The sequence below is a fragment of the Streptomyces sp. NPDC059373 genome, assembly GCF_042751495.1.
Taxonomy (GTDB): Bacteria; Actinomycetota; Actinomycetes; order Streptomycetales; family Streptomycetaceae; genus Actinacidiphila.
Genome location: NZ_JBHYXC010000010.1, coordinates 19,168 through 40,408, shown reverse-complemented (window position 1 = coordinate 40,408; position 21,241 = coordinate 19,168). Strand labels below are relative to the sequence as shown.

Annotated in this window: 21 protein-coding genes; 12 read left to right on the top strand and 9 right to left on the bottom strand. The window is 71.5% G+C overall.

Annotated elements, in window-relative coordinates:
* Positions 1-73: 73 nt before the first annotated feature.
* Entirely contained in the window at positions 74-712 is a 639-nt protein-coding gene (locus tag ACFXJ5_RS16680) for a TetR/AcrR family transcriptional regulator C-terminal ligand-binding domain-containing protein (protein ID WP_384631119.1), read from the bottom strand.
* Entirely contained in the window at positions 709-2,310 is a 1,602-nt protein-coding gene (locus ACFXJ5_RS16675; RefSeq protein WP_384631118.1) for an MFS transporter, read from the bottom strand. Before ACFXJ5_RS16675 ends, ACFXJ5_RS16680 begins: the two co-directional genes overlap by 4 nt.
* Before the next feature lie 180 nt (positions 2,311-2,490).
* Between ACFXJ5_RS16675 and panB the strand changes: the two genes are divergently transcribed.
* From panB to ACFXJ5_RS16645, 6 genes are all read left to right on the top strand, one after another.
* Positions 2,491-3,360: a 3-methyl-2-oxobutanoate hydroxymethyltransferase gene (gene panB / locus ACFXJ5_RS16670; RefSeq protein ID WP_384631117.1), complete on the top strand. Its 870-nt coding sequence runs from the start codon at positions 2,491-2,493 to the stop codon at positions 3,358-3,360.
* Between the two features lie 166 nt (positions 3,361-3,526).
* Positions 3,527-4,072, top strand: coding sequence for a hypothetical protein (locus ACFXJ5_RS16665; protein ID WP_384631116.1), 546 nt, complete (start codon positions 3,527-3,529; stop codon positions 4,070-4,072).
* A 17-nt stretch (positions 4,073-4,089) separates the two neighbouring features.
* Positions 4,090-4,665 (top strand): sigma-70 family RNA polymerase sigma factor, encoded by a 576-nt coding sequence (locus ACFXJ5_RS16660; protein WP_127360140.1) that lies wholly within the window; start codon positions 4,090-4,092, stop codon positions 4,663-4,665.
* Positions 4,662-5,384 (top strand): anti-sigma factor family protein, encoded by a 723-nt coding sequence (locus ACFXJ5_RS16655; protein ID WP_384631115.1) that lies wholly within the window; start codon positions 4,662-4,664, stop codon positions 5,382-5,384. The genes ACFXJ5_RS16660 and ACFXJ5_RS16655 overlap by 4 nt, the downstream gene beginning before the upstream one ends.
* Before the next feature lie 54 nt (positions 5,385-5,438).
* Complete coding sequence (locus ACFXJ5_RS16650) at positions 5,439-6,446, top strand: ATP-binding cassette domain-containing protein (RefSeq protein ID WP_384631114.1); 1,008 nt, start codon at positions 5,439-5,441, stop codon at positions 6,444-6,446.
* Complete coding sequence (locus ACFXJ5_RS16645; RefSeq protein ID WP_384631113.1) at positions 6,443-7,258, top strand: ABC transporter permease; 816 nt, start codon at positions 6,443-6,445, stop codon at positions 7,256-7,258. The genes ACFXJ5_RS16650 and ACFXJ5_RS16645 overlap by 4 nt, the downstream gene beginning before the upstream one ends.
* A 19-nt stretch (positions 7,259-7,277) precedes the next feature.
* Here the strand turns inward: ACFXJ5_RS16645 and ACFXJ5_RS16640 are convergent, their stop codons facing one another.
* Positions 7,278-7,742 (bottom strand): group II truncated hemoglobin, encoded by a 465-nt coding sequence (locus ACFXJ5_RS16640; RefSeq protein WP_384631112.1) that lies wholly within the window; start codon positions 7,740-7,742, stop codon positions 7,278-7,280.
* A 77-nt stretch (positions 7,743-7,819) separates the two neighbouring features.
* Here ACFXJ5_RS16640 and ACFXJ5_RS16635 point away from each other — a divergent pair, with 77 nt between their 5' ends.
* The gene (locus tag ACFXJ5_RS16635; protein ID WP_384631111.1) at positions 7,820-8,881 is read left to right on the top strand and encodes a PHP domain-containing protein; all 1,062 of its coding nucleotides are present in this window, start codon (positions 7,820-7,822) and stop codon (positions 8,879-8,881) included.
* A gap of 268 nt (positions 8,882-9,149) precedes the next feature.
* On the opposite strand, the gene ku is transcribed toward ACFXJ5_RS16635, so the two are convergent.
* Positions 9,150-10,040 carry a non-homologous end joining protein Ku gene (gene ku / locus ACFXJ5_RS16630; RefSeq protein ID WP_384631110.1) on the bottom strand — a complete coding sequence of 297 codons (891 nt, stop codon included), beginning with the start codon at positions 10,038-10,040 and terminating at the stop codon, positions 9,150-9,152.
* A gap of 32 nt (positions 10,041-10,072) precedes the next feature.
* Here ku and ligD point away from each other — a divergent pair, with 32 nt between their 5' ends.
* The gene (gene ligD, locus ACFXJ5_RS16625) at positions 10,073-10,975 is read left to right on the top strand and encodes a non-homologous end-joining DNA ligase (protein ID WP_384631109.1); all 903 of its coding nucleotides are present in this window, start codon (positions 10,073-10,075) and stop codon (positions 10,973-10,975) included.
* The gene (locus ACFXJ5_RS16620) at positions 10,972-11,784 is read left to right on the top strand and encodes an ATP-dependent DNA ligase (protein ID WP_384631108.1); all 813 of its coding nucleotides are present in this window, start codon (positions 10,972-10,974) and stop codon (positions 11,782-11,784) included. Before ligD ends, ACFXJ5_RS16620 begins: the two co-directional genes overlap by 4 nt.
* On the opposite strand, the gene ACFXJ5_RS16615 is transcribed toward ACFXJ5_RS16620, so the two are convergent.
* Positions 11,753-15,088 carry a BTAD domain-containing putative transcriptional regulator gene (locus ACFXJ5_RS16615; protein ID WP_384631107.1) on the bottom strand — a complete coding sequence of 1,112 codons (3,336 nt, stop codon included), beginning with the start codon at positions 15,086-15,088 and terminating at the stop codon, positions 11,753-11,755. The genes ACFXJ5_RS16620 and ACFXJ5_RS16615 overlap by 32 nt on opposite strands.
* 407 nt (positions 15,089-15,495) lie before the next feature.
* On the opposite strand from ACFXJ5_RS16615, the gene ACFXJ5_RS16610 reads away from it, so the two are divergent.
* Positions 15,496-16,299 carry a site-2 protease family protein gene (locus ACFXJ5_RS16610; RefSeq protein WP_384631106.1) on the top strand — a complete coding sequence of 268 codons (804 nt, stop codon included), beginning with the start codon at positions 15,496-15,498 and terminating at the stop codon, positions 16,297-16,299.
* Here ACFXJ5_RS16610 and ACFXJ5_RS16605 read toward each other — a convergent pair.
* The 3 genes from ACFXJ5_RS16605 to ACFXJ5_RS16595 form a co-directional block, all read right to left on the bottom strand.
* Entirely contained in the window at positions 16,289-16,456 is a 168-nt protein-coding gene (locus ACFXJ5_RS16605) for a hypothetical protein (protein ID WP_384631105.1), read from the bottom strand. The two genes, ACFXJ5_RS16610 and ACFXJ5_RS16605, sit on opposite strands and share 11 nt — an antisense overlap.
* A 62-nt stretch (positions 16,457-16,518) precedes the next feature.
* Positions 16,519-17,235, bottom strand: a complete 717-nt coding sequence (gene npdG / locus ACFXJ5_RS16600; protein ID WP_384631104.1) for an NADPH-dependent F420 reductase — start codon at positions 17,233-17,235, stop codon at positions 16,519-16,521.
* Between the two features lie 73 nt (positions 17,236-17,308).
* Positions 17,309-18,412 (bottom strand): exo-alpha-sialidase, encoded by a 1,104-nt coding sequence (locus ACFXJ5_RS16595; RefSeq protein WP_384631103.1) that lies wholly within the window; start codon positions 18,410-18,412, stop codon positions 17,309-17,311.
* A gap of 211 nt (positions 18,413-18,623) precedes the next feature.
* Here ACFXJ5_RS16595 and ACFXJ5_RS16590 point away from each other — a divergent pair, with 211 nt between their 5' ends.
* Together ACFXJ5_RS16590 and ACFXJ5_RS16585 are read left to right on the top strand one after the other, a co-directional pair.
* Positions 18,624-19,559: a dihydrodipicolinate synthase family protein gene (locus ACFXJ5_RS16590; RefSeq protein ID WP_384631102.1), complete on the top strand. Its 936-nt coding sequence runs from the start codon at positions 18,624-18,626 to the stop codon at positions 19,557-19,559.
* A gap of 66 nt (positions 19,560-19,625) precedes the next feature.
* Complete coding sequence (locus ACFXJ5_RS16585) at positions 19,626-20,927, top strand: MFS transporter (protein WP_384631101.1); 1,302 nt, start codon at positions 19,626-19,628, stop codon at positions 20,925-20,927.
* Positions 20,928-20,957: 30 nt separating this feature from the next.
* Here the strand turns inward: ACFXJ5_RS16585 and ACFXJ5_RS16580 are convergent, their stop codons facing one another.
* Positions 20,958-21,197, bottom strand: a complete 240-nt coding sequence (locus ACFXJ5_RS16580) for a hypothetical protein (protein ID WP_384631100.1) — start codon at positions 21,195-21,197, stop codon at positions 20,958-20,960.
* Positions 21,198-21,241 lie beyond the last annotated feature (44 nt).

The following is a 21,241-nucleotide window of genomic DNA, read 5'->3' as shown; positions in this document are numbered from 1 at the left end:
AGGACGGGGCGCGCGGTGCGGCGGGTTCCCGTGGGACTCGCCACACCGCGCATCTGTGACACAACGGCTACATTCAGGCCGATTTGCGTACCCCTTCGAGGAGCGCGTCGACCATACGTTCCGACAGTCCCTCTTCCAGCGTGGTCCCGGGCCGCAACATCGAACGGGCCAGCATCGGCCCGGAGAAGAGGTCCCCGAGGGTCTCCAGGTCGATGTCGTCGCGCAGTTCGCCGGTGCGGACGCCCCGGCTCAGCACTTCGTACATCTGGTCGCGGCGGGCCTCGATGACGGTGCGGTGGTAGTGGTCCCACAGCTCGGGCCGACTCTGGAGGGCCGCCATGATCTGGCGCAGGACGGCGGAGGTGCGCTTGGCGAGGCCGCGCCGCCTGATGGTGTCGACGAGGACGACCATGTCGTCGCGGACCGATACGCCCTCCAGGGCCGGCGGATCCTCGTCGATGGAGCGCAGGACGTCGAGCATCAGCTCGTCCTTGCCCGACCACCGCCGGTAGAGGGTGGCCTTGCCGACGCCCGCGCAGCGCGCGATCCGCTCTATCGAGAGGTCACCGATGGTGGCGCCCTCCTCCAGGAGGTGCAGCACGGTCTCGACGACCGCCGTGTCGACGGCGACGCTGCGCGGCCGCCCGCGACGCTGCGCGACGGCGGCCTCGACCGGTTTGGTGCCGCCGTCCACACCTCCTGGCGCGGTCATCGGCCGGCCCCCACCGGCTCGCCCTCGCGCTCACCGCCGCCGGACGCGCCGGCGACGGCCTCCTTGCGGGGCAGGAAGACCAGGACGACGACCGCGCCGATCAGGGCCACCGAGGCGGAGCAGACGGCCGTGATGTGCATGGCGTGGATGAAGGCGTCGTTGGCCGGGCCGACCAGGGACCGCCCGGCGGGCCCGAGCTTTCCGGCGACGGCGAGGGTGGCCTCGATGGACTCACCGGCGGCGTGCCGGGCGGGGGCGGGCAGAACGCTGAGGTGACTGTTGATGCCGTTGCGGTAGATGGTCGACATCACCGAGCCCAGCACCGCGACCCCGATGGCCCCGCCGACCTGCCGGAAGGTGTTGTTGACGGCCGATCCGGAACCGGCCTTCTCACGCGGCAGCGAGGACATGATCATCACGGTCGCGGGCGGCATGACGTGCGCCATCGCGACACCCATAAGGGCGAACAGCACCTCGAGGATCCAGATCGGGCTGTTCGCGTCCAGCAGCAGGAAACCGAAGAACGCGAGGGCCGTCACGAGCATGCCCGCCGCGCACACCGCGCGCGGGCCGAAGCGGTCGACCGCCAGCCGGGCACGTGGCGCGAAGACCATCTGCGCGGCGGCGAGCGGGAGCAGCAGCAGGCCGGACTGCAGGGCGCTGTAGCCGCGCACGCTCTGGGTGTAGAAGACCACGAAGAAGGTCACGCCCATGAGGGCGAAGAAGACCAGGCCTATGGCGGCCACGGAGGCGGAGAACTGCCGGTTGCGGAAGTACGTGACGTCCAGCGCGGGGTGGTCGCTGCGCTTCTCGTACAGCACGAAGGCCGCGAGGACGACGAGTCCGCCGAGTATGGCGCCCCAGGCCTCGGGGGCGGAGAAGTCGCCGAGCTGGCCGCCCTTGATGATGCCGAAGACCAGCAGGACCAGGCCGACGATGGACAGCAGGACGCCGACCGGGTCGAGGCGGCCGGGCCGTGGGTCCCGGGAGTCGGGGACGATGAGGATCATGGCGATGATGCCGGCGATCACGATGGGGACGTTGACCAGGAAGACCGAGCCCCACCAGAAGTGCTGGAGCAGCAGGCCGCCGGTGATGGGGCCTATCGCGATGGCGAGGCCGACGACGCCGGCCCAGATGCCGATCGCCCTGGGCTGCTCGTCACGCTCGAAGACGTTCATGATGATCGCGAGGGTGGCGGGCATGATGAAGGCGCCGCCGAAGCCCATCAGGGCGCGGAAGACGATGAGCTGCCCCGAGGAGTCGGACATCGCGGAGAGCGCGGAGCCCGCGCCGAACACGAACATGCCGAGGAGCAGGGTCTTCTTGCGGCCGAGCCGGTCACCGAGCAGCCCTGCGGTGAACAGCAGTCCCGCGAAGACCAGCGTGTAGGAGTTGATCGCCCACTCCAGCTGGCTCTGGGTGGCACCCAGGCCGGTCGGGGCGGGCTGGGCGATGGTCTTCATCGCCACATTGAGGATCGAGTTGTCGAGGACCACCACCAGCAGGCTGAAGAGCAGCACGGTGAGGATGGCCCAGCGGCGGTTGTGGACCGCCTCGGAAACGCTTCGGGCCGGTGAGGTTGCAGGGGACGACATGTTCTCCAGGCTAGACCGATTTACGATACGGGACCGTCTCGTATCGTAAAGGCTCGGCAAACTCGGGACGTCTCGTGGATCACGTGACCGTCCCCTTTGCGGCCGGAGCCGCGCGTGTCAGCATGGATGTGGTCCGGGGACGCCGTCAGGGCGCCTCGAGATGACGAAGGAGCCGTTGCAATGACGCATCCCGTTTCGGCTGCCCAAAAGCCCGCCGACAGCAGCAAGGCGCTGTACGGAGGAAAGGGCACCCGCCGCATCACCGTGCGGGACATCGCCGCCGCCAAGGAGCGCGGCGAGAAGTGGCCCATGCTCACCGCCTACGACGCCATGACCGCCTCCGTCTTCGACGAGGCCGGTATCCCCGTGCTGCTGGTCGGGGACTCGATGGGCAACTGTCACCTCGGCTACGAAAGCACCGTCCCGGTCACCATGGACGAGATGACGATGCTGTCGGCGGCCGTCGTGCGCGGCACCAGCCGCGCCATGGTCATCGGCGACCTGCCCTTCGGCTCCTACCAGGAGAGCCCGACGCAGGCGCTGCGCAGCGCCACCCGGCTGGTCAAGGACGCCGGGGTCGGCGCGGTCAAGCTGGAGGGCGGCGAGCGCTCCGCCCACCAGATCGAGCTGCTCGTCCAGGCCGGCATCCCGGTCATGGCGCATATCGGCCTCACCCCGCAGTCGGTCAACGCCTTCGGCGGCTACCCGGTCCAGGGGCGCGGCGACGAGGCGGCCCACCAGCTGCTGCGCGACGCCAAGGCCGTGCAGGACGCGGGCGCCTTCTCCGTCGTCCTGGAACTGGTCCCGGCCGAGCTGGCCGCCGAGGTCACCACCTCCCTGCACATCCCGACCGTCGGCATCGGCGCGGGCGCGAACTGCGACGCCCAGGTCCTGGTCTGGACGGACATGGCAGGCATGACCGGCGGCCGCCTGCCGCGCTTCGTCAAGCAGTACGCCCAGCTGCGCGAGGTGCTGGGCGGGGCCGCCCAGGCCTTCGCGGAGGACGTGATCGGCGGGGCGTACCCGGCGGAGGAGCACAGCTTCCACTGACAGGTGGTGTTCGGTGCCCGGCGGTCCGCGGATTGCCGGGCACGCAACTTTTTTCCGGCCACGTTGAGCCACGCCCGGCCCGGCTGCGTATCTACAGGTGTCCGCCGCTCAATGCGGAAAGCCGAGTGAAGCAGCAGCCTGGGGCCGTGACATGAATACTTCAAGCATGCGCCGATCCGCCGTCGCGGGCGGGTTCGCCGCGGCGATGCTGATCGTCGCCACCGCCTGCGGCTCGTCCGCCACGACGAGTACGGCTCCGTCGAACTCGGTGCCCGCACAGTCTCCCTCGCAGTCCCAGCCGCAGTCCAGCGCAGGCCTGAAGAGCGCGCCGAGTGCCGCGCTCGGCGGCAACATCGTCACCGACGGCAGCGGCTGGACGCTCTACCGCTTCGACAACGACAAGAACAATCCACCCACCACCAACTGCACCGATCAGTGCGCGACCACATGGCCGGCCGCCGCGGCCGTCTCCGACACGCAAGTGACGGGCGTGGACCAGAACCTCGTCGGCAGCATCAAGCGCCCCGACGGCACCATGCAGCTCACCCTCAACGGCTGGCCGCTCTACCGCTACACCGGCGACAAACAACCCGGCGACACCAACGGACAGGACGTCGGCCAGGTCTGGTACGCAGCAACACCCGATGGTCAGAAGGCTGGAGAGCCCGCAGGCAGCAGCCCCAGCACCTCGACCAACCCGTCAGGATACTGATGATCGGGGAAGCTTTGATGGGACTCGACCGACGGCCTCAGGTAGGGCAGGATCGGGCCGTGGCCGATCACCGCGCCGGGAGAGCCCCGGAAGAAGATTTGATGCGGGAGCTGTACAAAGCCCATGCGGGCGCGCTCTTCGCTTATGTCATGCGGCTGGTCGGCGGCGACCGCTATCTGGCCGAGGACGTCGTACAGGAGACGTTGCTCCGGGCCTGGAAAAGCGCGTCGCGGCTCGACCCCGCTGCCCGGTCTCTGCGGCCCTGGTTGGTGACGGTCGCACGGCGGATCGTCATCGACGGTCACCGCAGCCGTCAGGCCAGACCTCCGGAGGCCTCCCCCGCAGCCCTTGACCAACTGCCCGCCGAGGACGAACTCGACCGTTCTCTGCGGCTGATGACGATATCCGACGCCCTGGACGACCTCAGCGAGGCACACCGCCAGGTACTGATCGAGACCTATTTCAAGGGTCGTACAGTCAACGAGGCGGCCGCCGAGCTGGGCGTTCCGCCGGGCACCGTCCGCTCGCGGGTGTTCTACGCACTTCGCTCACTGAAAATCGCACTGGAGGAGAGGGGTGTGACCACCTCGTGACGGTCTACGGTTCCGGGCCCGGGGCGCCCCACGACCCCCGTGACCCCCATGTCGACGTCGGGGCGTACGTCCTCGGCGTGCTCGACGACATCGAGATGGCACGCTTCGAACACCACCTCGCGGTCTGCCCCGAATGCGGGGAGCAGCTCGACGAGCTGAGCGGGCTCGTCCCCCTCCTGGCCGAGCTCGGCCCGGCCGGCGCCGGATCACCGGTGCCGCCCAGCGGCGACGCGATGCTGCGCAAGCTCGTCGACCGGGTCAGCACGGAGCGGGGCGTCCAACGCCGCCGCCGCTGGCTCTCGCTGGTGGCGGCGGCCGTGCTGGTCGTCGGCGGCCCGACCGCGGCCTACCTGGCGGCGAGCTCCGGCAACTCCGGCTCGGCCGCCCCCAAGGTCACCGCCTCCGAGACCCACACCACCAAGGACCCCTCCACCGGCGTGAAGGCCACCGTCGGCCTCACACCCAAGAAGTGGGGCACCCAGGTCGACCTCACCCTCGCCGGCGTCTCCGGTCCTCTCACCTGCCGTCTGGTCGCCATCGGCAAGGACGGCTCCCAGCAGACCGTCTCCACCTGGTCCGTCCCGGCCACCGGCTACGGAACGACCACCCAGCCCACACCGCTGACCATCGAGGGCGGTGCCGGACTGTCGCCCAGCGACATCACCCGGCTGGACGTCGTCACGACCAAGGGCGAACGGCTGGTGTCGGTGAACACCTGATTCCTGTCGGCGGTATGTCGGCGCCCTGTCGGTGGGGCACGCGATCGTTGCCGCATGACATCACGGAGGACGTACGAGAACGCCGTTGAAGTGCGCGGCCTGGTCAAGCACTACGGCGCCACCAAGGCGCTGGACGGGGTGGACCTCGACGTACGGCAAGGCACCGTACTCGGGGTCCTGGGGCCCAACGGGGCAGGCAAGACCACCTTGGTGCGGGTGCTGTCGACGCTGATCCAGCCCGACGCCGGGACGGCGCGGGTGGCGGGGTACGACGTACTGCGCCAGCCGCGCGAGCTGCGGCGGGTGATCGGGCTGACGGGACAGTACGCGTCGGTGGACGAGGCCCTGTCGGGGCGGGAGAACCTCTACATGATCGGGCGGCTGCTCGATCTGTCCCGCAAGGAAGCCCGGGCCCGCGCCGACGATCTGCTGGAGCGCTTCTCCCTCACCGAGGCCGCCAAGCGGCCCGCCAAGGGCTACTCGGGCGGTATGCGCCGCCGCCTCGACCTGGCCGCCAGCATGATCGGGCACCCGGCGGTGCTGTATCTGGACGAGCCGACGACCGGACTGGACCCGCGCACCCGCAACGAGGTGTGGCAGGAGGTCCAGCGGATGGTCGCCGAGGGGGCGACCGTGCTGCTCACCACCCAGTACATGGAGGAGGCCGAGCAGCTCGCGCACGAGCTGACGGTCTTCGACCGCGGCCGCGTGATCGCCGCCGGCCGCGTCGACGAGCTCAAGGCCAAGGTCGGCGGCCGCACCCTGCAGATCCGCCCGGTCGACCCCGGCACGCTCCCCGCCATGGCGGCCGTGCTCGCCGGGTCGACACCGGACCACGCCGCCGGCGTGCTGAATGTTCCGATCGTCAGCGACGAGCAACTGACCGAGGCCGTCGGCCTCTTGGGCGCACGCGGCTTCGCCGTCGCCGGCATCGGCACCCATCTGCCCAGCCTGGACGAGGTGTTCCTCGCCATCACCGGCCAGAAGGCCTCCCCGGAAGACGTACCAAGCCCTGACGCACAGGACGGCGTACGCGACGAAGACAAGGAGCTCGTGGCATGAGCGCGACCGTACTGACCCGCCCCGCCCCCGCTCCCGCCGAGGGACGCATCAGCCTGCGGGCGAACCTCCGGCATATCGGCGCGCTGGTGCGCCGCAATATCATGCAGATCAAGCAGGACCCGGAGTCGATGTTCGACGCCCTGCTGATGCCGATCGTCTTCACCCTGCTGTTCGTGTACGTCTTCGGGGGCGCCCTCGAAGGTAGCCAGACCGCGTACGTCAACTACATGGTCCCCGGCCTGATGGCGATGATGGGCATGAACATCGCGATGGCGGTCGGCACCGGCATCAACTCCGACTTCAAGACCGGCGTCATGGACCGCTTCCGGACCATGCCGATAGCCAGGTCCTCGGTGCTGATCGCCAAGATGGTCGTGGAGGTCGGCCGGGCGCTGATCGCCACCATCATCCTGCTGACCATGGGCTTCATCCTCGGGCTGCACGTCAGCACGGGCGTCTTCGGACTGCTCGCGGCGGTCGCCCTGTCCACCGTCTTCGGTGCCTCACTGATGTGGATCTTCATCCTGCTGGGCCTTGTCGCCAAGACCCCTCAGTCGGTTCAGGGACTCGCCATGATCGTCGTCATGCCGCTCCAGTTCGGCAGCTCGATCTTCACCAAGCCGACCACGATGCCGGGCTGGCTCCAGTCCTTCACCGAGGTCAATCCCCTCTCCAACCTCGCCGACGCCAGCCGCAACCTCATCAACGGCGGACCCGTCGCCCACTCCGTGTGGCTGACCCTCGCCTGGGCGGCGGGCATCACGCTCATCACGGCGCCGCTGGCGGTGGCCCGCTTCCGCAAGAAGACCTGAGCCCCGGGCCGGGTCTCCGTCAGGCCAGGCCGTCCCAGCCCCAGCGCGGGGTGGGCCCCGGGTCGCCGAGGTCTTCGCCCACGGAGGCGGCGGAGACGTCACGGGCGATCCGGGTGCCCCAGTCGAAGTACTCCAGGACGCGGCGCCGCAGCAGCTCGTCGTCCGGAAGCTCCTTGTCCACCGCGGTCGTCATCAGCTCCATCCAGCGCAGCCGCTGCTCCTCGGTGATCGACAGCCCGAGGTGGGCCCGGAGCAGCGCCTGATGGCCGCCGAGATCGGCGGTGAAGTCCGCCGGACCGGCGAAGATCTCGGCGAGCCAGACGGCCACGTGCTCGATGTGGGTGGGGGTGAAGTTCGCGAAGACGGGGGCGAGGAGCGGGTCGGCCAGGACGGCTTCGTAGAAGGTGTTGCTCAGCCGACGCAGGCCGTCGGTGCCGCCGACGGCCTCGTAGAGGGTCGCTGCTCGCTCTGGTCTCTGTGTCATGACCTCCAGCATGTGCGTCGGTGCCCGGGCGCGCGCGACGGTTCGCGGTCAGCGCAACCAGCGTGCACGCTGGACCTATGGAGCCCCTCGGGCCTGTCCGGGCCCTGGACCGGATCGCGTTCCTGCTGGAGCGCGACCAGGCGCCGACCTACCGGGTCAGGGCCTTCCGGACGGCGGCGGCCGCGATTGCCGCACTGCCCGAGCGTGAGCTCAAGGAGCGGGCCGAGGCCGGGACGCTGGAAGCCGTCAAGGGGGTCGGGCCGAAGACCGCGGGCGTCGTCAAGGAGGCCCTGGGGGGCCGGATGCCGGGGTATCTGGCCAAGCTGGAGACCGAGGCGGCGTCCGCCTGGCCGCCGGTGGAGGGCGGCGGCGCTCTGCGGGCCGCGCTGCGGGGGGACTGCCATCTGCACTCCGACTGGTCCGACGGCGGCAGCCCCGTCGAGGCCATGGCCCGTACCGCCATCGACCTGGGCCACGAGTGGGCCGCCCTCACCGACCACTCCCCCCGCCTCACCGTCGCCCGGGGGCTCTCGGCGGAACGCCTGCGGGAGCAGCTCGACATGGTCGCCGAACTCAACGCCCGGCTCGCGCCCTTCCGGCTGCTCACCGGCATCGAGTGCGACATCCTGACGGACGGCTCCCTCGACCAGAGCGTCGAACTCCTGGAGCGCGTGGACGTCGTGGTCGCCTCCGTCCACAGCAAGCTGCGGATGGGCCGGGCCGAGATGACCCGGCGCATGGTCGCCGCCGTCGCCAGCCCGCACGTCGATGTGCTGGGGCACTGCACGGGGCGCCTCGTCGCCGGCGGCGAGGGCCGTCGTAACGAGGGCAAGCTCCGGCCCGAGTCGGAGTTCGACGCGGAGATGGTCTTCGCCGCGTGCCAGGCCTATGGCACCGCCGTCGAGATCAACAGCCGGCCCGAGCGGCTCGACCCGCCCCGGCGGCTGCTGCGCCAGGCCGTCGAGGCGGGCGTTCTCTTCTCCGTCGACAGCGACGCGCATGCCCCGGGGCAGCTCGACTGGCAGATCTACGGCTGCGCCCGGGCCGAGGAATGCGGTGTCCCTCCCGGGCGCGTCATCAACACCTGGCCCGCCCCCCAACTCCTCGCCTGGACCCGCACCCGCGACCCGGCCGCCTGACCGGGCCCGTTGTCCTCCCCCGAACGCCCTTCGGGCGTGTCCTCAAACGCCGGACGGGCTGAATTTGCCCATCCGGGTTGTGGGAGAACGTTCCGCAAGGCGAGCGAAGCGAGGTGGGGGTCCCCCCGGCCGAAGGCTGGGGGAGGGCTGGCACAACCCGGCCACACACCGGCAGGCGCCAACGCGACCCCAGCCACCCACCCCGCAGGGGCGTCGACGGCACCCCGTTCGGACGGACGAGGCTAGGCGCAAAAAAAGGGGCCGCAGGTCAGCCGGCCTTCTTGCGGGCGGCAGCGGATTTCTTGGCGGGAGCCTTCTTGGCCGCGGCCTTCTTGGCGGGAGCCTTCTTGGCGGCAGCCTTCTTCGCCGGCGCAGCCGACTTCTTCTCGTCCGCGCGGGCGTCGATGCTGGCCTGGAGGGCTGCCATGAGGTCGATGACGTTGTCGGGGGCGGCGGCGGTTTCCGCGATTTCCGGTACTGGTTCGCCTTCGAGGCGGGCGGCGACGAGTTCGTCGAGGGCGTGCTGGTATTCGTCATGGAGGGCGGTGAGGTCGAAGTCCTCGGAGAGGGTTTCCATGAGGCTTTCGGCCATTTTGAGTTCTTGGGGGCGGACGGTGACGTTGTCCGAGGGTGCGAGGCCGCTCGCAGAGCGGATTTCGTCGGGCCAGTACATGGTGTGGAGGACGAGGACGTCGTCGTGGACACGGAGGAGGGCGAGGGATTCGCGGGTGCGGAGGGCGATCTTGGTGACGGCGGACTTGCCACTCTTGAGGAGGGCCTCGCGGAGCAGGACGTAGGGCTTGGAGGCGGCCGCGTCGGCGCCGACGTAGTAGGCGCGGGACAGCGAGAGGGGATCGATGTCGCCGTCGTCGACGAAGGCCAGGACGTCGATGAGCTTCTTGCTGGGCAGGGGGAGCTGCGCGAGGTCGGCGTCGGTGAGGACGGCCGTGCGGCCGGCGTCGTCCTCGTAGCCCTTGGCGATGTCGGCGTAGGCGACTTCCTTGCCGCATTTCTCGCAGGTGCGCTTCATGCGGATGCGGCCGCCGTCGTCGGCGTGGACCTGATGGAGCGAGACCCCGTGCTCCTCGGTGGCCGAGTAGAGCTTGACGGGGATGGACACCAGGCCGAAGCCGATCGACCCTTTCCACATACTTCGCATACTTTTGTCCCTCCATGGGGACTTTCCAGACTATGCCGACCTCACCCGAGCGGCAGGCCGTGGAGGTCGACGGCCGCCGTGTGGTCCTGACCCACCTGGACAAGGTGATCTTCCCGGCCTCCGGCCACACCAAGGCCCAGCTGCTGCACTACTACGCGCAGGTCGCAGCGGCGTTGGTGCCGCATGCCGCCGGGCGGCTGGCGTCCTTCGTACGGGCGCCGGAGGGGCCGGACGGGCAGATCTGGTTCGCGAAGCGGCCGCCGAACGGTACGCCCGAGTGGGTGCGGACGGCGGAGGGGCAGTACAACGGTGACCCGCAGCCGCATGTGGTGGTCGACTCGACGGCGGCGCTGGTGGCGATGGCCAACCTGGGGGCGTTCGAGGTGCATGTGCCGCAATGGAAGGCCGAGGGGGGCCGGGACGCGCACGACCGGCTGGTGCTGGACCTCGACCCGGGGGAAGGGGCGGATCTGGTGGTGTGCTGCCGGGTCGCCGAGCGGCTGCGGCAGATGCTGGAGGACGACGGGCTCACGGCGTATCCGGTGACGTCCGGAAGCAAGGGGCTGCACTTGTACGCTCCGCTCGTGCCGGCCGCGGCGAAGGCGGCGACCGGCTATGCGAAGGCGCTGGCGGGACGGATGCGGGACGAGCATCCGGGGCTGGTGGTGGTGTCGATGACCCGGAGTCTGCGGGCCGGCAAGGTGCTGATCGACTGGTCGCAGAACGCGTCGGCGAAGACCACCGCCTGCCCCTACACGGTGCGGGTGCGGGAGCGGCCGGGGGTCGCGACACCGGTGACCTGGGACGAGGTGGCCGCCTGCCGGAGCGCGGAGGACCTCGCCTTCGCGCCGGAGCACGTGATGCGGCGGGTGGAGGAGCACGGTGACCTGGCCGCCGGGCTGGACGCCGACGCCGGGAGGGGGACGCTGCCGTGACGACCGGCGACCCGATTCCGCAGCCCGTCGAGGTCATGCTGGCCCGGCGGGTGGAACGGCTGCCCGAGCCGGGCGACATGCCCGGCGGGTGTGCGTACGAGCCGAAGTTCGACGGGCACCGGCTGGTGGTGCTCACCGGGCCGGTGCGGTTGCAGACCCGGTCCGGGCGGGTGGTCACCGGCACCTTCCCGGAGATCGCCGAGGCGGCCGAGGCGCTGCCGCCGGGCACGGTGCTGGACGGGGAACTGGTGATCTGGCGGGAGGGCAAGCTGGACTTCGGGGCGTTGCAGAAGCGGTCGCTGCGCGGGCAGCACACGCCGGCCGCCAACTACGCGGCCTTCGACCTGCTGGCCTGCAACGGCCTGGACTGGCGGAGCCGCCCGTACGAGGAGCGCCGCCTCGGCCTGGCCGCGCTGCTGGGCCCGCTCGGCCCGCCGTTGCAGCCGGTGCCGATGACCGTGGACCGCGCGGAGGCCGAGTCCTGGTATGCCGGGCTCGCCGCCAGTGGCATCGAGGGCCTGGTCGTCAAGGGCCGGGCCCAGCGGTACCGGCCGGGGCGGCGGGACTGGCTGAAGCTACGGCACAGCGTGCCCCAGGACGCGATGGCGATCGGCACGGCGGGGGCGTCGCTGGTGGTCGACCTGGGCGACGGGCCGGTCGAGACCGCGCCGCTGGGCGCCGAGCTGCGTGCGGAGCTGGCCGCGCTTCCCGTACCGCCCAGGCCCGACGCACCGCTGCCGGTGGAGGTGCTGCAGGGCACCGGTCGGCACGGGCTGATCACGGTGCTGCGGCTGCGCCCGGCAGGGTGACCATCTCGCGCATCGAGTCGACCGCCCGCTCGATGGTGAGCTCGGGGGCATCCGCGCCCTCCGCGTAAGCGGCTGCGTACGCCTCCTCCCCCAGCCGCTGCTTCAGCGTGTCCACGGCCTCGGCGACAGCGGCCGCCTGGGACGGGCCGAGGGCGAACGGGCGCAGTCGCGGCTGGGCGCCCTGCAGGACGGCCGCGCGGCGGAAGCGGTCGTGGTCCGGGCCGGCCGCGGCTTCGGGGAGGCGCGCGACGGTGGTGACGGCGATGGGGAGCAGCAGGACGCCGAGGCGAGGGGCGATGGCGGAGGTCAGGGGGTGGCCGAGGAGACGCTCGATGCCCTCGGCGATCATCGCCAGACCGCCGACGGGGTCGCCCTCGATGCCCAGCAGCCAGCCCTTCATGCCCAGCAGCAGCCCGCCCATGAACGACGGCACGGTCGCGGGCATGTCGGCGAGCGCCTCGTCCATCAGGGCGTGCCCCTCGGCCACGTCACCGCGCTGGCCGAGCAGCCCGGTCAGCAGCACCCGGCCGTAGAGGCCGGCGCCGTCGCCGCTGGCGCCGAACCGCTCGGCCTCGGCGATGCCGGCGCGCAGCAGCCGCTCACCCTCCTCCGTCTCACCGTTGTTGACCAGGGCGTCGCCGAGCCGGACGTGCAGCAGCGGCTCGTACTGGTGGGAGCCGAGCCGGCGGGACAGCGTGATCGCCTCGCGGCAGCACTCGGCGGCGCGGGCCCAGTCGCCGAGGCCGGCGGTGGTCTCCGCCTCGCCGGCGAGGCACTCGGTCACACCCCAGATGTCACCGACCCGCTCGAAGAGCGCGCGGCTCTCGCGGAGGTCGTTCATCGAGGGTTCCATGCTGTCGGCGATGTCGTTCATGACCTTGCCGCGCAACTGCAGGATGTACGCCAGCTCCCATACGCGGCCGTAGCGGCGGCAGCTCGCCACCGCCTCGTCGGCCAGCTCGCCCAGCCGCTCGAACTGGCCGCTCATGAAGCAGGCGAAGGGCCGCAGCAGCCCCGGCCGCACGCTGGACTGCGGCAGCTCGGGCGGATAGGCCGCCACGAAGGCCCTGCCGATCCGGATCGCCTCGGGGTCGGTCCAGCGCTCCAGGTCGCCCTCATAGCCGAGGTAGACCGCCAGCTTCACCCAGCGGCGGGCCTCCCGCAGCTGGAGGGGGGCCAACGGCGGCGGCCGGTCCAACGGCCCGTGGTCCAGCGGTACGAGCGGCTCGGACTCCGCGAAGGGGTCCGCGTCGCTCATCGCCGCGACCGCGTCCGGCCAGGAGCGCAGCTCAGTACGGTAGTTGCGCATCTCCCAGAACCAGGTGCAGGACAGGGCGATGACCAGCGCCTCGTGCTCGTCCCCCGCGTCGATCGCCCGGCGCAGTGCGGCACGGAGGTTGTCGTGCTCGCACTCCAGACGGTCCAGCCAGACCAGTTGCTCGGGGCCGCGCAGCTTGGGGTCGGCGGTGCGGATGTACTCGCGGAAGTGGGTGATGTGGCGGCGCTCGACGGCGGGCCGCTCGCCTGCGGCGGCCAGCCGCTCGGCCGCGTACTCGGCGATGGTCTCCAGCATGCGGTAGCGGGCGCCGTCGTCGGTGAGGTCGGCGAGGACCAGTGACTTGTCAACGAGGGAACCGAGGAGCCCGGCGGTGTCGGCGGCCTCGATGCCGTCCCCGGCGCAGACCTCCTCGACGGCTTCGAGGGTCCAGCCGCCCGCGAACACCGCGAGGCGGCGCAGCAGCACCCGCTCGTCCGGCTCCAGCAGGTCCCAGCTCCAGTCGACGACCGCGCGCAACGTCTGCTGGCGCGGCAGTACGGTCCGGCTGCCGGCGTTCAGAATGCGGAAGCGGTCGTCCAGGCGGTCCGCGAGCTGGCGCGGGGTGAGCCCGCGCAGCCGGGCGGCGGCCAGCTCGATCGCCAGCGGCAGCCCGTCCAGGCGGCGGCACAGCTCGGCGCAGGCCTCCGGGTCCTCGTCCGGCGTGAAGCCGGGCCGCGCCGCCGCGCCCCGGTCGGCGAGCAGCCGCAGCGCGGGCGGTTCCGGCAGCGGGTCGAGGGGCCGCACCAACTCCCCCGGTACGCCCAGCGGTTCGCGGCTGGTGGCCAGCACCGCCACGCCGGAGCAGCGCTCCAGCAGCCCTTCGGCGAGCGCCGCGGCGGCGTCGATGACGTGCTCGCAGTTGTCCAGTACGAGGAGGAGGCGGCGCCCGGCGCAGTACTCGGCGAGCTGCAGCGCCGCGTCCTTCGCCTTGTTCTTCGCCGCTATCGCGGCCTCGGCCGCCGAGCCGCCGTGCAGCTGCGTCTCGCGCAGGCCCAGCGCGTTGACCACCGCCTCCGGGACGGTACGGGGGTCCTCGACCGGGGCCAACTCCGCGAACCACACGCCGTCCGGCCAGCGGTTCGCCTCCAGGTCGCCGGCCTCCTGGGACAGCCGGGTCTTCCCCGTGCCGCCGGGCCCGGTCAGCGTCACGAGCCTCGCCGTCGTGAGGTCGGCGCGCAGTGCTGCGAGGTCGGCCTCCCGGCCCACGAAGCTCGTCAGGCGGGCCCGGGCGTTGCCGCTCCGCGGGGTCCGCGGGGCGACCGGTTCCGGAGCGGCCAGCAACTCGGCGTACAGCGCCTGCAGTTCGGGGCCCGGATCCGCGCCCAGCTCCTCCGCGAGGGTCCGCCTGACCTCCTCGTACGCGGCGAGCCCGTCGGCCGGGCGGCCCGCCTCGCGCAGCGCGCGGATACGGAGTGCCTGCAGCGGCTCGTTCAGGGGGTGCGCGGCGGTCAGGCCGGTCAGCTCGGGCAGCGCCTGCTCGGCCCGGCCGAGGGTCACCTCGGCGGTGAGGCGGAGCCGCTGGGCGTTCAGCCGCAGCGCGTCGTAGCGTTGCGCGGCCGAGGTCCGGTCCGGCAGGTCGGCGAGCGCCGGGCCGCGCCACAGCGCGAGCGCGTCGTCCAGGGCGTTTGCGGCCTTCGCCGCGTCGCCGTCGGCGAGGGCCTGGCCGCCTTCGTCCACGAGCCGCTCGAACCGGTGCGCGTCGACTGCGTCGGGCGGGGCGTCGAGGCGGTAACCGCCGTCGACCGAGCCGATCGCCTCGTGCCCGATCGCCCGGCGCAGCCTGCCGATCAGCGCCTGCAACGCCCCCGCCGCGTCCGCCGGGGGCTCCCCGTCCCACACCTCGCCGATCAGCCCGTCCGTCGTCCGCACCCGACCCGCGCTCAGCGCCAGCGCGGCGAGCAGTGCGCGCAACCGCGTCCCGGACAGCGGCATGGCGGTGCCGTCGTCCCGGTAAGCCTGCGTCGTCCCCAAAATCCCGTAGCGCACGGGCCCATTCTGCCTATCTTTGACCCCGCCCTCGCACCGTGAGGTCCCCGGGGGCCTCATGGGTTGCGCCCGGCTGCGCCGGACTCCGTCCGTCGGGGGCTGCGGGTCCGTGGGCGGATTCGGTTCCCCCACCCCGCCCCTTCCCGAAACCAGGGGCGCTGCCCCTGGACCCCGGGTGGGTGCGTGGCCGGGTTGTGCCAGCCCTCCCCCCAGCCTTCGGCCGGGGGGACCCCCACCTCGCTTCGCTCGCCTCAGGCGGACGGCCTACCCACAACCCGGCTTGCCCCCTCGTTGCGGGAAAAGGCCCACGGAGCGGGAGGCACTCGTGCGGTTGGGGGACAGGTGACATGATCGGGCGGCCAGGAACTTGTGCCCGCCCGTAAGACCCGTAAGAGGAGCCCCGCGAGATGACCACCGCAGCAACGCGTAGCGAGCGGCGGATCAGCCCGATTTTCATAGGGCTGGTCGCGATCATGGGGGTGGCGGGCTGGGGGGTGTGGACGGGCGCCTCGGCGAGTACGGGGTTCGCGGTGTTCCTGTTCGTGGTGACGGGGTGGGTGGTGTCGCTGTGTCTGCATGAGTACGCGCACGCGCGGACCGCGCTGCATGGCGGGGACATCACGATCGGGGCGAAGGGCTATCTGACCCTCAATCCTCTGAAGTACACGCACGCGGTGCTGAGCATCGTGCTGCCGGTGATCTTCGTGATCCTGGGCGGGATCGGGCTGCCGGGCGGGGCGGTGTTCATCGAGCGGGGGCGGATCAGCGGGCGGTGGAAGCACAGCCTGATCTCGGCGGCGGGGCCGCTGGTGAATGTGGCGTGCGCGGTGGTGTTGCTGGCGCCGTTCGCGCTGGGGGCGTTCGACAGCGTGCCGGGGCCGTTTCTGTCGGCGCTGGCGTTTCTGGCGATGCTGCAGGTGACGGCGGCGATCCTGAATCTGCTGCCGGTGCCGGGGCTGGACGGCTACGGGATCGTGGAGCCGTGGCTGTCGTACGGCATCCGCAGGCAGGTGGAGCCGTTCGCGCAGTTCGGGCTGCTGGCGGTGTTCGGGATCCTGTGGATCCCTGAGGTGAACACCGCGTTCTTCGGCCTGGTGGACGGGATCATGCGGACCTTCGGGGTGCACGACCTGTTCACGTACTGCGGTCAGGAGTGGTTCCGCTTCTGGCAGGGCGATCCCGAGCTGTGCACCAGCTACCTCAGCGGTTGAGCCTGCCCCGCCGCAGGTAGTACCAGCACATGTTGCTGGACACGCCCGCGATGAGGACCCAGAGGATGCCGAGCCAACTGCCCTGGACGAAGGAGACGACGGCGGCGGCGACGGCGAGGGCGCAGACGACGAAGGCGTAGAGGGCGAGGCGGGGCATGGGGGGCGGCTCCTGTCGGGTCACGTACGGACCGGGCCATTGTCCCCCATGCCCGGTCGCGGTCAGAGGTCGGTGACGCGCAGGCCGGCGTGGGCCTTGTAGCGGCGGTTGACGGAGATCAGGTTGGCGACCAGCGCCTCGACCTGGTGGGCGCCGCGCAGGCGGCCGGCGAAGACGCCGCGGATGCCGGGGATGCGGTTGGCGAGGGCCTGGACCAGGTCGGTGTCGGCGCGGGTCTCGCCGAGGACGAGGACGTCGGTGTTGATCTCCTCGACGGCCGGGTCCTCGAGGGTCACGGCGGACAGGTGGTGGAAGGCGGCGGTGACCCGCGATTCGGTGAGGATCGCGGCGGCCTGTTCGGCGGCGCTGCCCTCCTCGACCTTCAGCGCGTACGCGCCCTTCTTGTCGAAGCCCAGCGGGTTGACGCAGTCGACGACCAGCTTCCCGGTGAGCTCCTCGCGCAGCGACTCCAGGGTCTTGGCGTGCCCGTCCCACGGCACCGCGACGATCACGATGTCGCTGCGCCGCGCGGTCTCCGCGTTGTCGGCGCCCTGGACGCCCAGGCCCAGTTCGTCGGCGGTGGCCTGGGCGCGTTCGGCGGCGCGCGAGCCGATGATCACCTGCTGGCCGGCCCGGGCCAGCCGGTAGGCGAGGCCGCGGCCCTGGGGGCCGGTCCCGCCGAGCACGCCGACCACCAGGCCGGAGACATCGGGCAGGTCCCAGGGGTCCTTGGCCGGGGCCTTGGCGGGGGCGGGAGCAGCGGTGTTGTCAGCAGTCATAGCGTGATCCTGCCAGGTGCCCGGCCGGATCGCGTACCGGCCAGGACTGTGATGCCGGCCTCGCCGCCGCTGGTCAGCCGGTGAGTTCGGAAACGGGGATCCGGCGGAAGGTGATGGTCTCGTACGGGCCGGCCTTCCCGGTCTCGTAGAGCAGTCCGACGGTGTCCTTGTCGATCCGTACGAGATCGGAGTACGCGGCCGGCAGCCGGTCGACGGTGAGCACGGTCTTCCAGGTGACGCCCTGGTCGTGGCTGGCCCGGATCGTCATGACCGCGCGCTGGTCGGGGTCGCCGGGGCCGGAGTAGAGCAGCACGTCCGGTGTGCCGAGGTGCAGGAGGCTGCCTTCGACGACGGGGGTGGTGATGCCGGGTTGTGCCCGGAAGGGCTCGTCCAGGGTCGTGCCGCCGTCGGAGGAATAGGCTTCGGCGCGGTTGCCGGGGGCGTCGGAGTGGTTGCGGGCGCTGATGTAGATGCGGCCGTCGGGGAGTTCGGCGGCGGTGGACTCGTTGACGTTGATCCAGCTGTCGTTCGGGGTCTCGTCGACGTAGCCGAGGTGCCAGGTCTCGCCGAGGTCGTCACTGTAGATGCCGTGCCCGGCGTTGTACTTCCGCTCGCCCCCGGTGTCCTTGCCGGTGGGCTGCACGGAGTGGTTCGCGGCGACCACGATGCGGCCGGCGTGCTTGCCGTGCTTGAGCTGGATGCCGTGGCCGGGCCCGGTGGCGTACCAGCGCCAGGTCGGCTGCTTGACGGAGCTGGTGATCTCGCGGGGCTTGGACCAGGTGACCCCGTCGTCGTCACTGTGCTGTACCCAGATCCGGCGGCCGTTCAGGGGACCGATGACGCCGGTGGTGATCAGTTTCTCGGCGGCGGCGGCCGCGTTGCGCACATGGACCAGGACGATGCGGCCCGTGCTGGTCACGATCGGGACCGGGTTGCCCGCTGTGTTCGTCTTGTGGTCGGCGACCTTCTTCAGGACGTGCCATGTTCTGCCCTTGTCGACGGACCGGCGCAGCACGATCTCGATGTCGCCGGTGTCGGCCGCCGAATCGCGGCGGCCCTCGGCGAACGCGAGCAGGGTGCCCTTCTTGGTGACCACGACGGCCGGAATGCGGAAGCTGGCGTAGACGTCGTTGGTGGCGGCGGCGAACGGGACGGAACTGATATGGCTGGTGGGCATCGGTGGTCCCCCGTTGAGACGGATCGTCGGGCCCAGAGATTACGCCAAGACGCTGTGCCCGGAAGGCAGTTCGCGGCCCCTTTGGTCCATTGTCCGACCTGCCGCTTCATGTGCCGCGGAAAACCTTCGGCCGGGCCTAGGCTGGAGGACATCCCACGTCCTACGTGGGACACGTCGGACGGCCGTTTTCGGACCGAACTGGAGCGCCACCATGCCCCTCCCCTCCCCTCTGCGCGGCGTCGTACCGCCGCTCTGTACGCCGCTGACCCCCGACGGCGAGGTCGACACCGCCTCGCTGCGGCAGCTCGTCGGGCACGTCCTCGCGGCGGGTGTCCACGCCGTCTTCACCCTCGGCTCCAGCGGCGAGGCCGCGTATCTCTCCGACGCCCAGCGCCGCACCGCGCTCGCGACGGTCGTCGAGGCCGTTGACGGCCGGGTGCCGGTGCTGGCCGGGGCCGTCGACATGACGACCGCCCGCGTGCTGGACCACGCCCGGGTGGCCGCCGCCGAGGGCGCGGACGGGCTGGTCGCGACCGTGCCCTTCTACACCGCGACCCATCCCGTCGAGATCGCCGACCACTTCCGCCGGCTCCACGAGGGCGTCGGGCTGCCGCTCTTCGCGTACGACATCCCGTCCGCCGTCCACACCAACCTGCCGGCCGCCACGGTCCTCGCCCTCGCCGAGGACGGCACGCTGACCGGGCTCAAGGACAGCAGCGGCGCGGACGGACCGCTGCGGCGGCTCCTGGTGGAGCTGCGCCGGCGCGGCCTCGACCGGTCGTTCTCGGTGCTGACCGGCTCGGAACTCGCCGTCGACGGGGCCCTGCTGGCCGGGGCCCACGGGGTGGTGCCGGGGCTGGGCAATGTCGATCCGCACGGCTACGTACGGCTCTACGAGCACGCCCGGGCCGGGCGCTGGACGGAGGCGGCGGCGGAACAGGACCGGCTGGCGGCGCTCTTCTCCATCGTGGACGCGGGCGACGAGGCGCTGATGGGCCGCAGTTCCTCCGCCCTGGGCGCCTTCAAGGCGGCGCTGCATCTGCTCGGCGTCATCGCCTGCCCGGCGACGGCCGCGCCGCAGGTGCCGCTGGACGACACGGCGGTCAAGTACGTGCAGGGGCTGCTATCCGCGGCGGGACTGGGATAGGCGACGAACAGCGGCGGCGGAAAACCGGTTGCCGCAGGCCCGGCACGGCACGCAGCATCAGCCAACGTGCCCCGACTGCTGCCCGACCTCGCCCCCTGGCGCTCCTCGCGCGACTTCCGGCTGATGTGGATGGCCGGAGTGGTGACGATCTTCGGCAGCTTTCTGACCGTCGTCGCCGTCCCGGTGCAGATCAAGGAGCTGACCGGCTCCACTCTCGCCGTCGGTGCGATCGGCGTCGTCGAGCTGGTCCCGCTGATCGTGTTCGGGCTGTACGGGGGCGCGCTCGCGGACGCGGTCGACCGCCGCAAGCTCATCGTGTACACGGAGGCGGCGCTGGGCCTGCTGTCCGTCCTGCTGCTGGCCAACACCCTGCTGCCGATCCCGATGGTCTGGCCGCTGTACGTCGTCGCCGCCCTGAGCAGCGCGCTCACCGGTGTCCAGCGCCCGGCGCTCGACGCGATCGTGCCGCGTATCGTCCCGCACGAGCAGTTGAGCGCGGCGGCCGCCCTCAACGCCCTTCGCTGGCAGGTCGGTGCGATCGCGGGGCCGTCGCTGGCCGGCGTGCTGATCGCCTTCGCCGGCCTGGAGTGGGCGTACGCCCTGGACGCGGTGTCCTTCGCGGTCTCCGTGGCCCTCGGGCTGGGCCTGCGTCCCTCGCCCGCTGCCCCCGGCGCCGGCAAGCCGTCGCTGCGCGGCATCTGGGAGGGCGCGAGCTACGCGTGGAGCCGCAAGGAGCTGCTGGGCACGTACGCCGTCGACCTGGCGGCGATGTTCTTCGCGTACCCCATGGCCCTCTTCCCCTTCCTCGCCGACGACCTGCACGCCCCCTGGTCCCTGGGGCTGATGTACGCCGCCGGCACGGTCGGCTCGCTCCTGGTGAGCCTCACCAGCGGCTGGGCCTCGCGCGTCCACCACCACGGCCGGCTCATCGTCTACGCCGCCGTCGCCTGGGGCGCCGCCATGGCCGTCGCCGGCTGGATGCACAACGTCTGGCTCGTCCTCCTCTTCCTCGCCCTCGCGGGCGGCTGCGACATGGTCAGCGGCATCTTCCGCTCCACCATCTGGAACCAGACCATCCCGGACGACCTGCGCGGCCGCCTCGCCGGGATCGAACTCCTCTCCTTCTCCGTCGGCCCCCAGCTCGGCCAGGTCCGTTCCGGCGGCGTCGCCGCGCTGGCCGGCGTCCGCACCTCCATCTGGTCCGGCGGCCTCGCCTGCGTCGGGGCGGTCGGCCTGCTCGCCGCGTGCCTGCCCAAGCTCATGTCGTACGACGGCCGTACCGACGAGCACGCGCGACGCCTGCGCGAGGCGGCGGCCGGGGCGGCCCGGGAAGCGACGACCACGGGGACGGCGGTGGAGCCCGCTTAGCGAGGACGGGCCCTGGTCGCCCTGGTCGCCCTAGTCGCCCTCGTCGTCGCCGGAGCGGTCCGTGTCGTGCCAGCGGGGGTCGGTCTCCCACTCCAGGTTGCGGTCGGCGGCGATCTGCATGGCGTGCTCGGCCTCGGCGCGGGTCGCGTAGGGGCCGAAGCGGTCCTTGCCCGGGCAGTCCGGGCCCTCTTCGACCTTCTTGTGCTCGATGCAGTAGTACCACTCGCCCGGCTTGCCGGCCGGCTTGCGTACGCGCTTGAACAGAGCCATGGCGTAATGGTGCCCGACATGGCCCGTCGGACACGCCGATACAC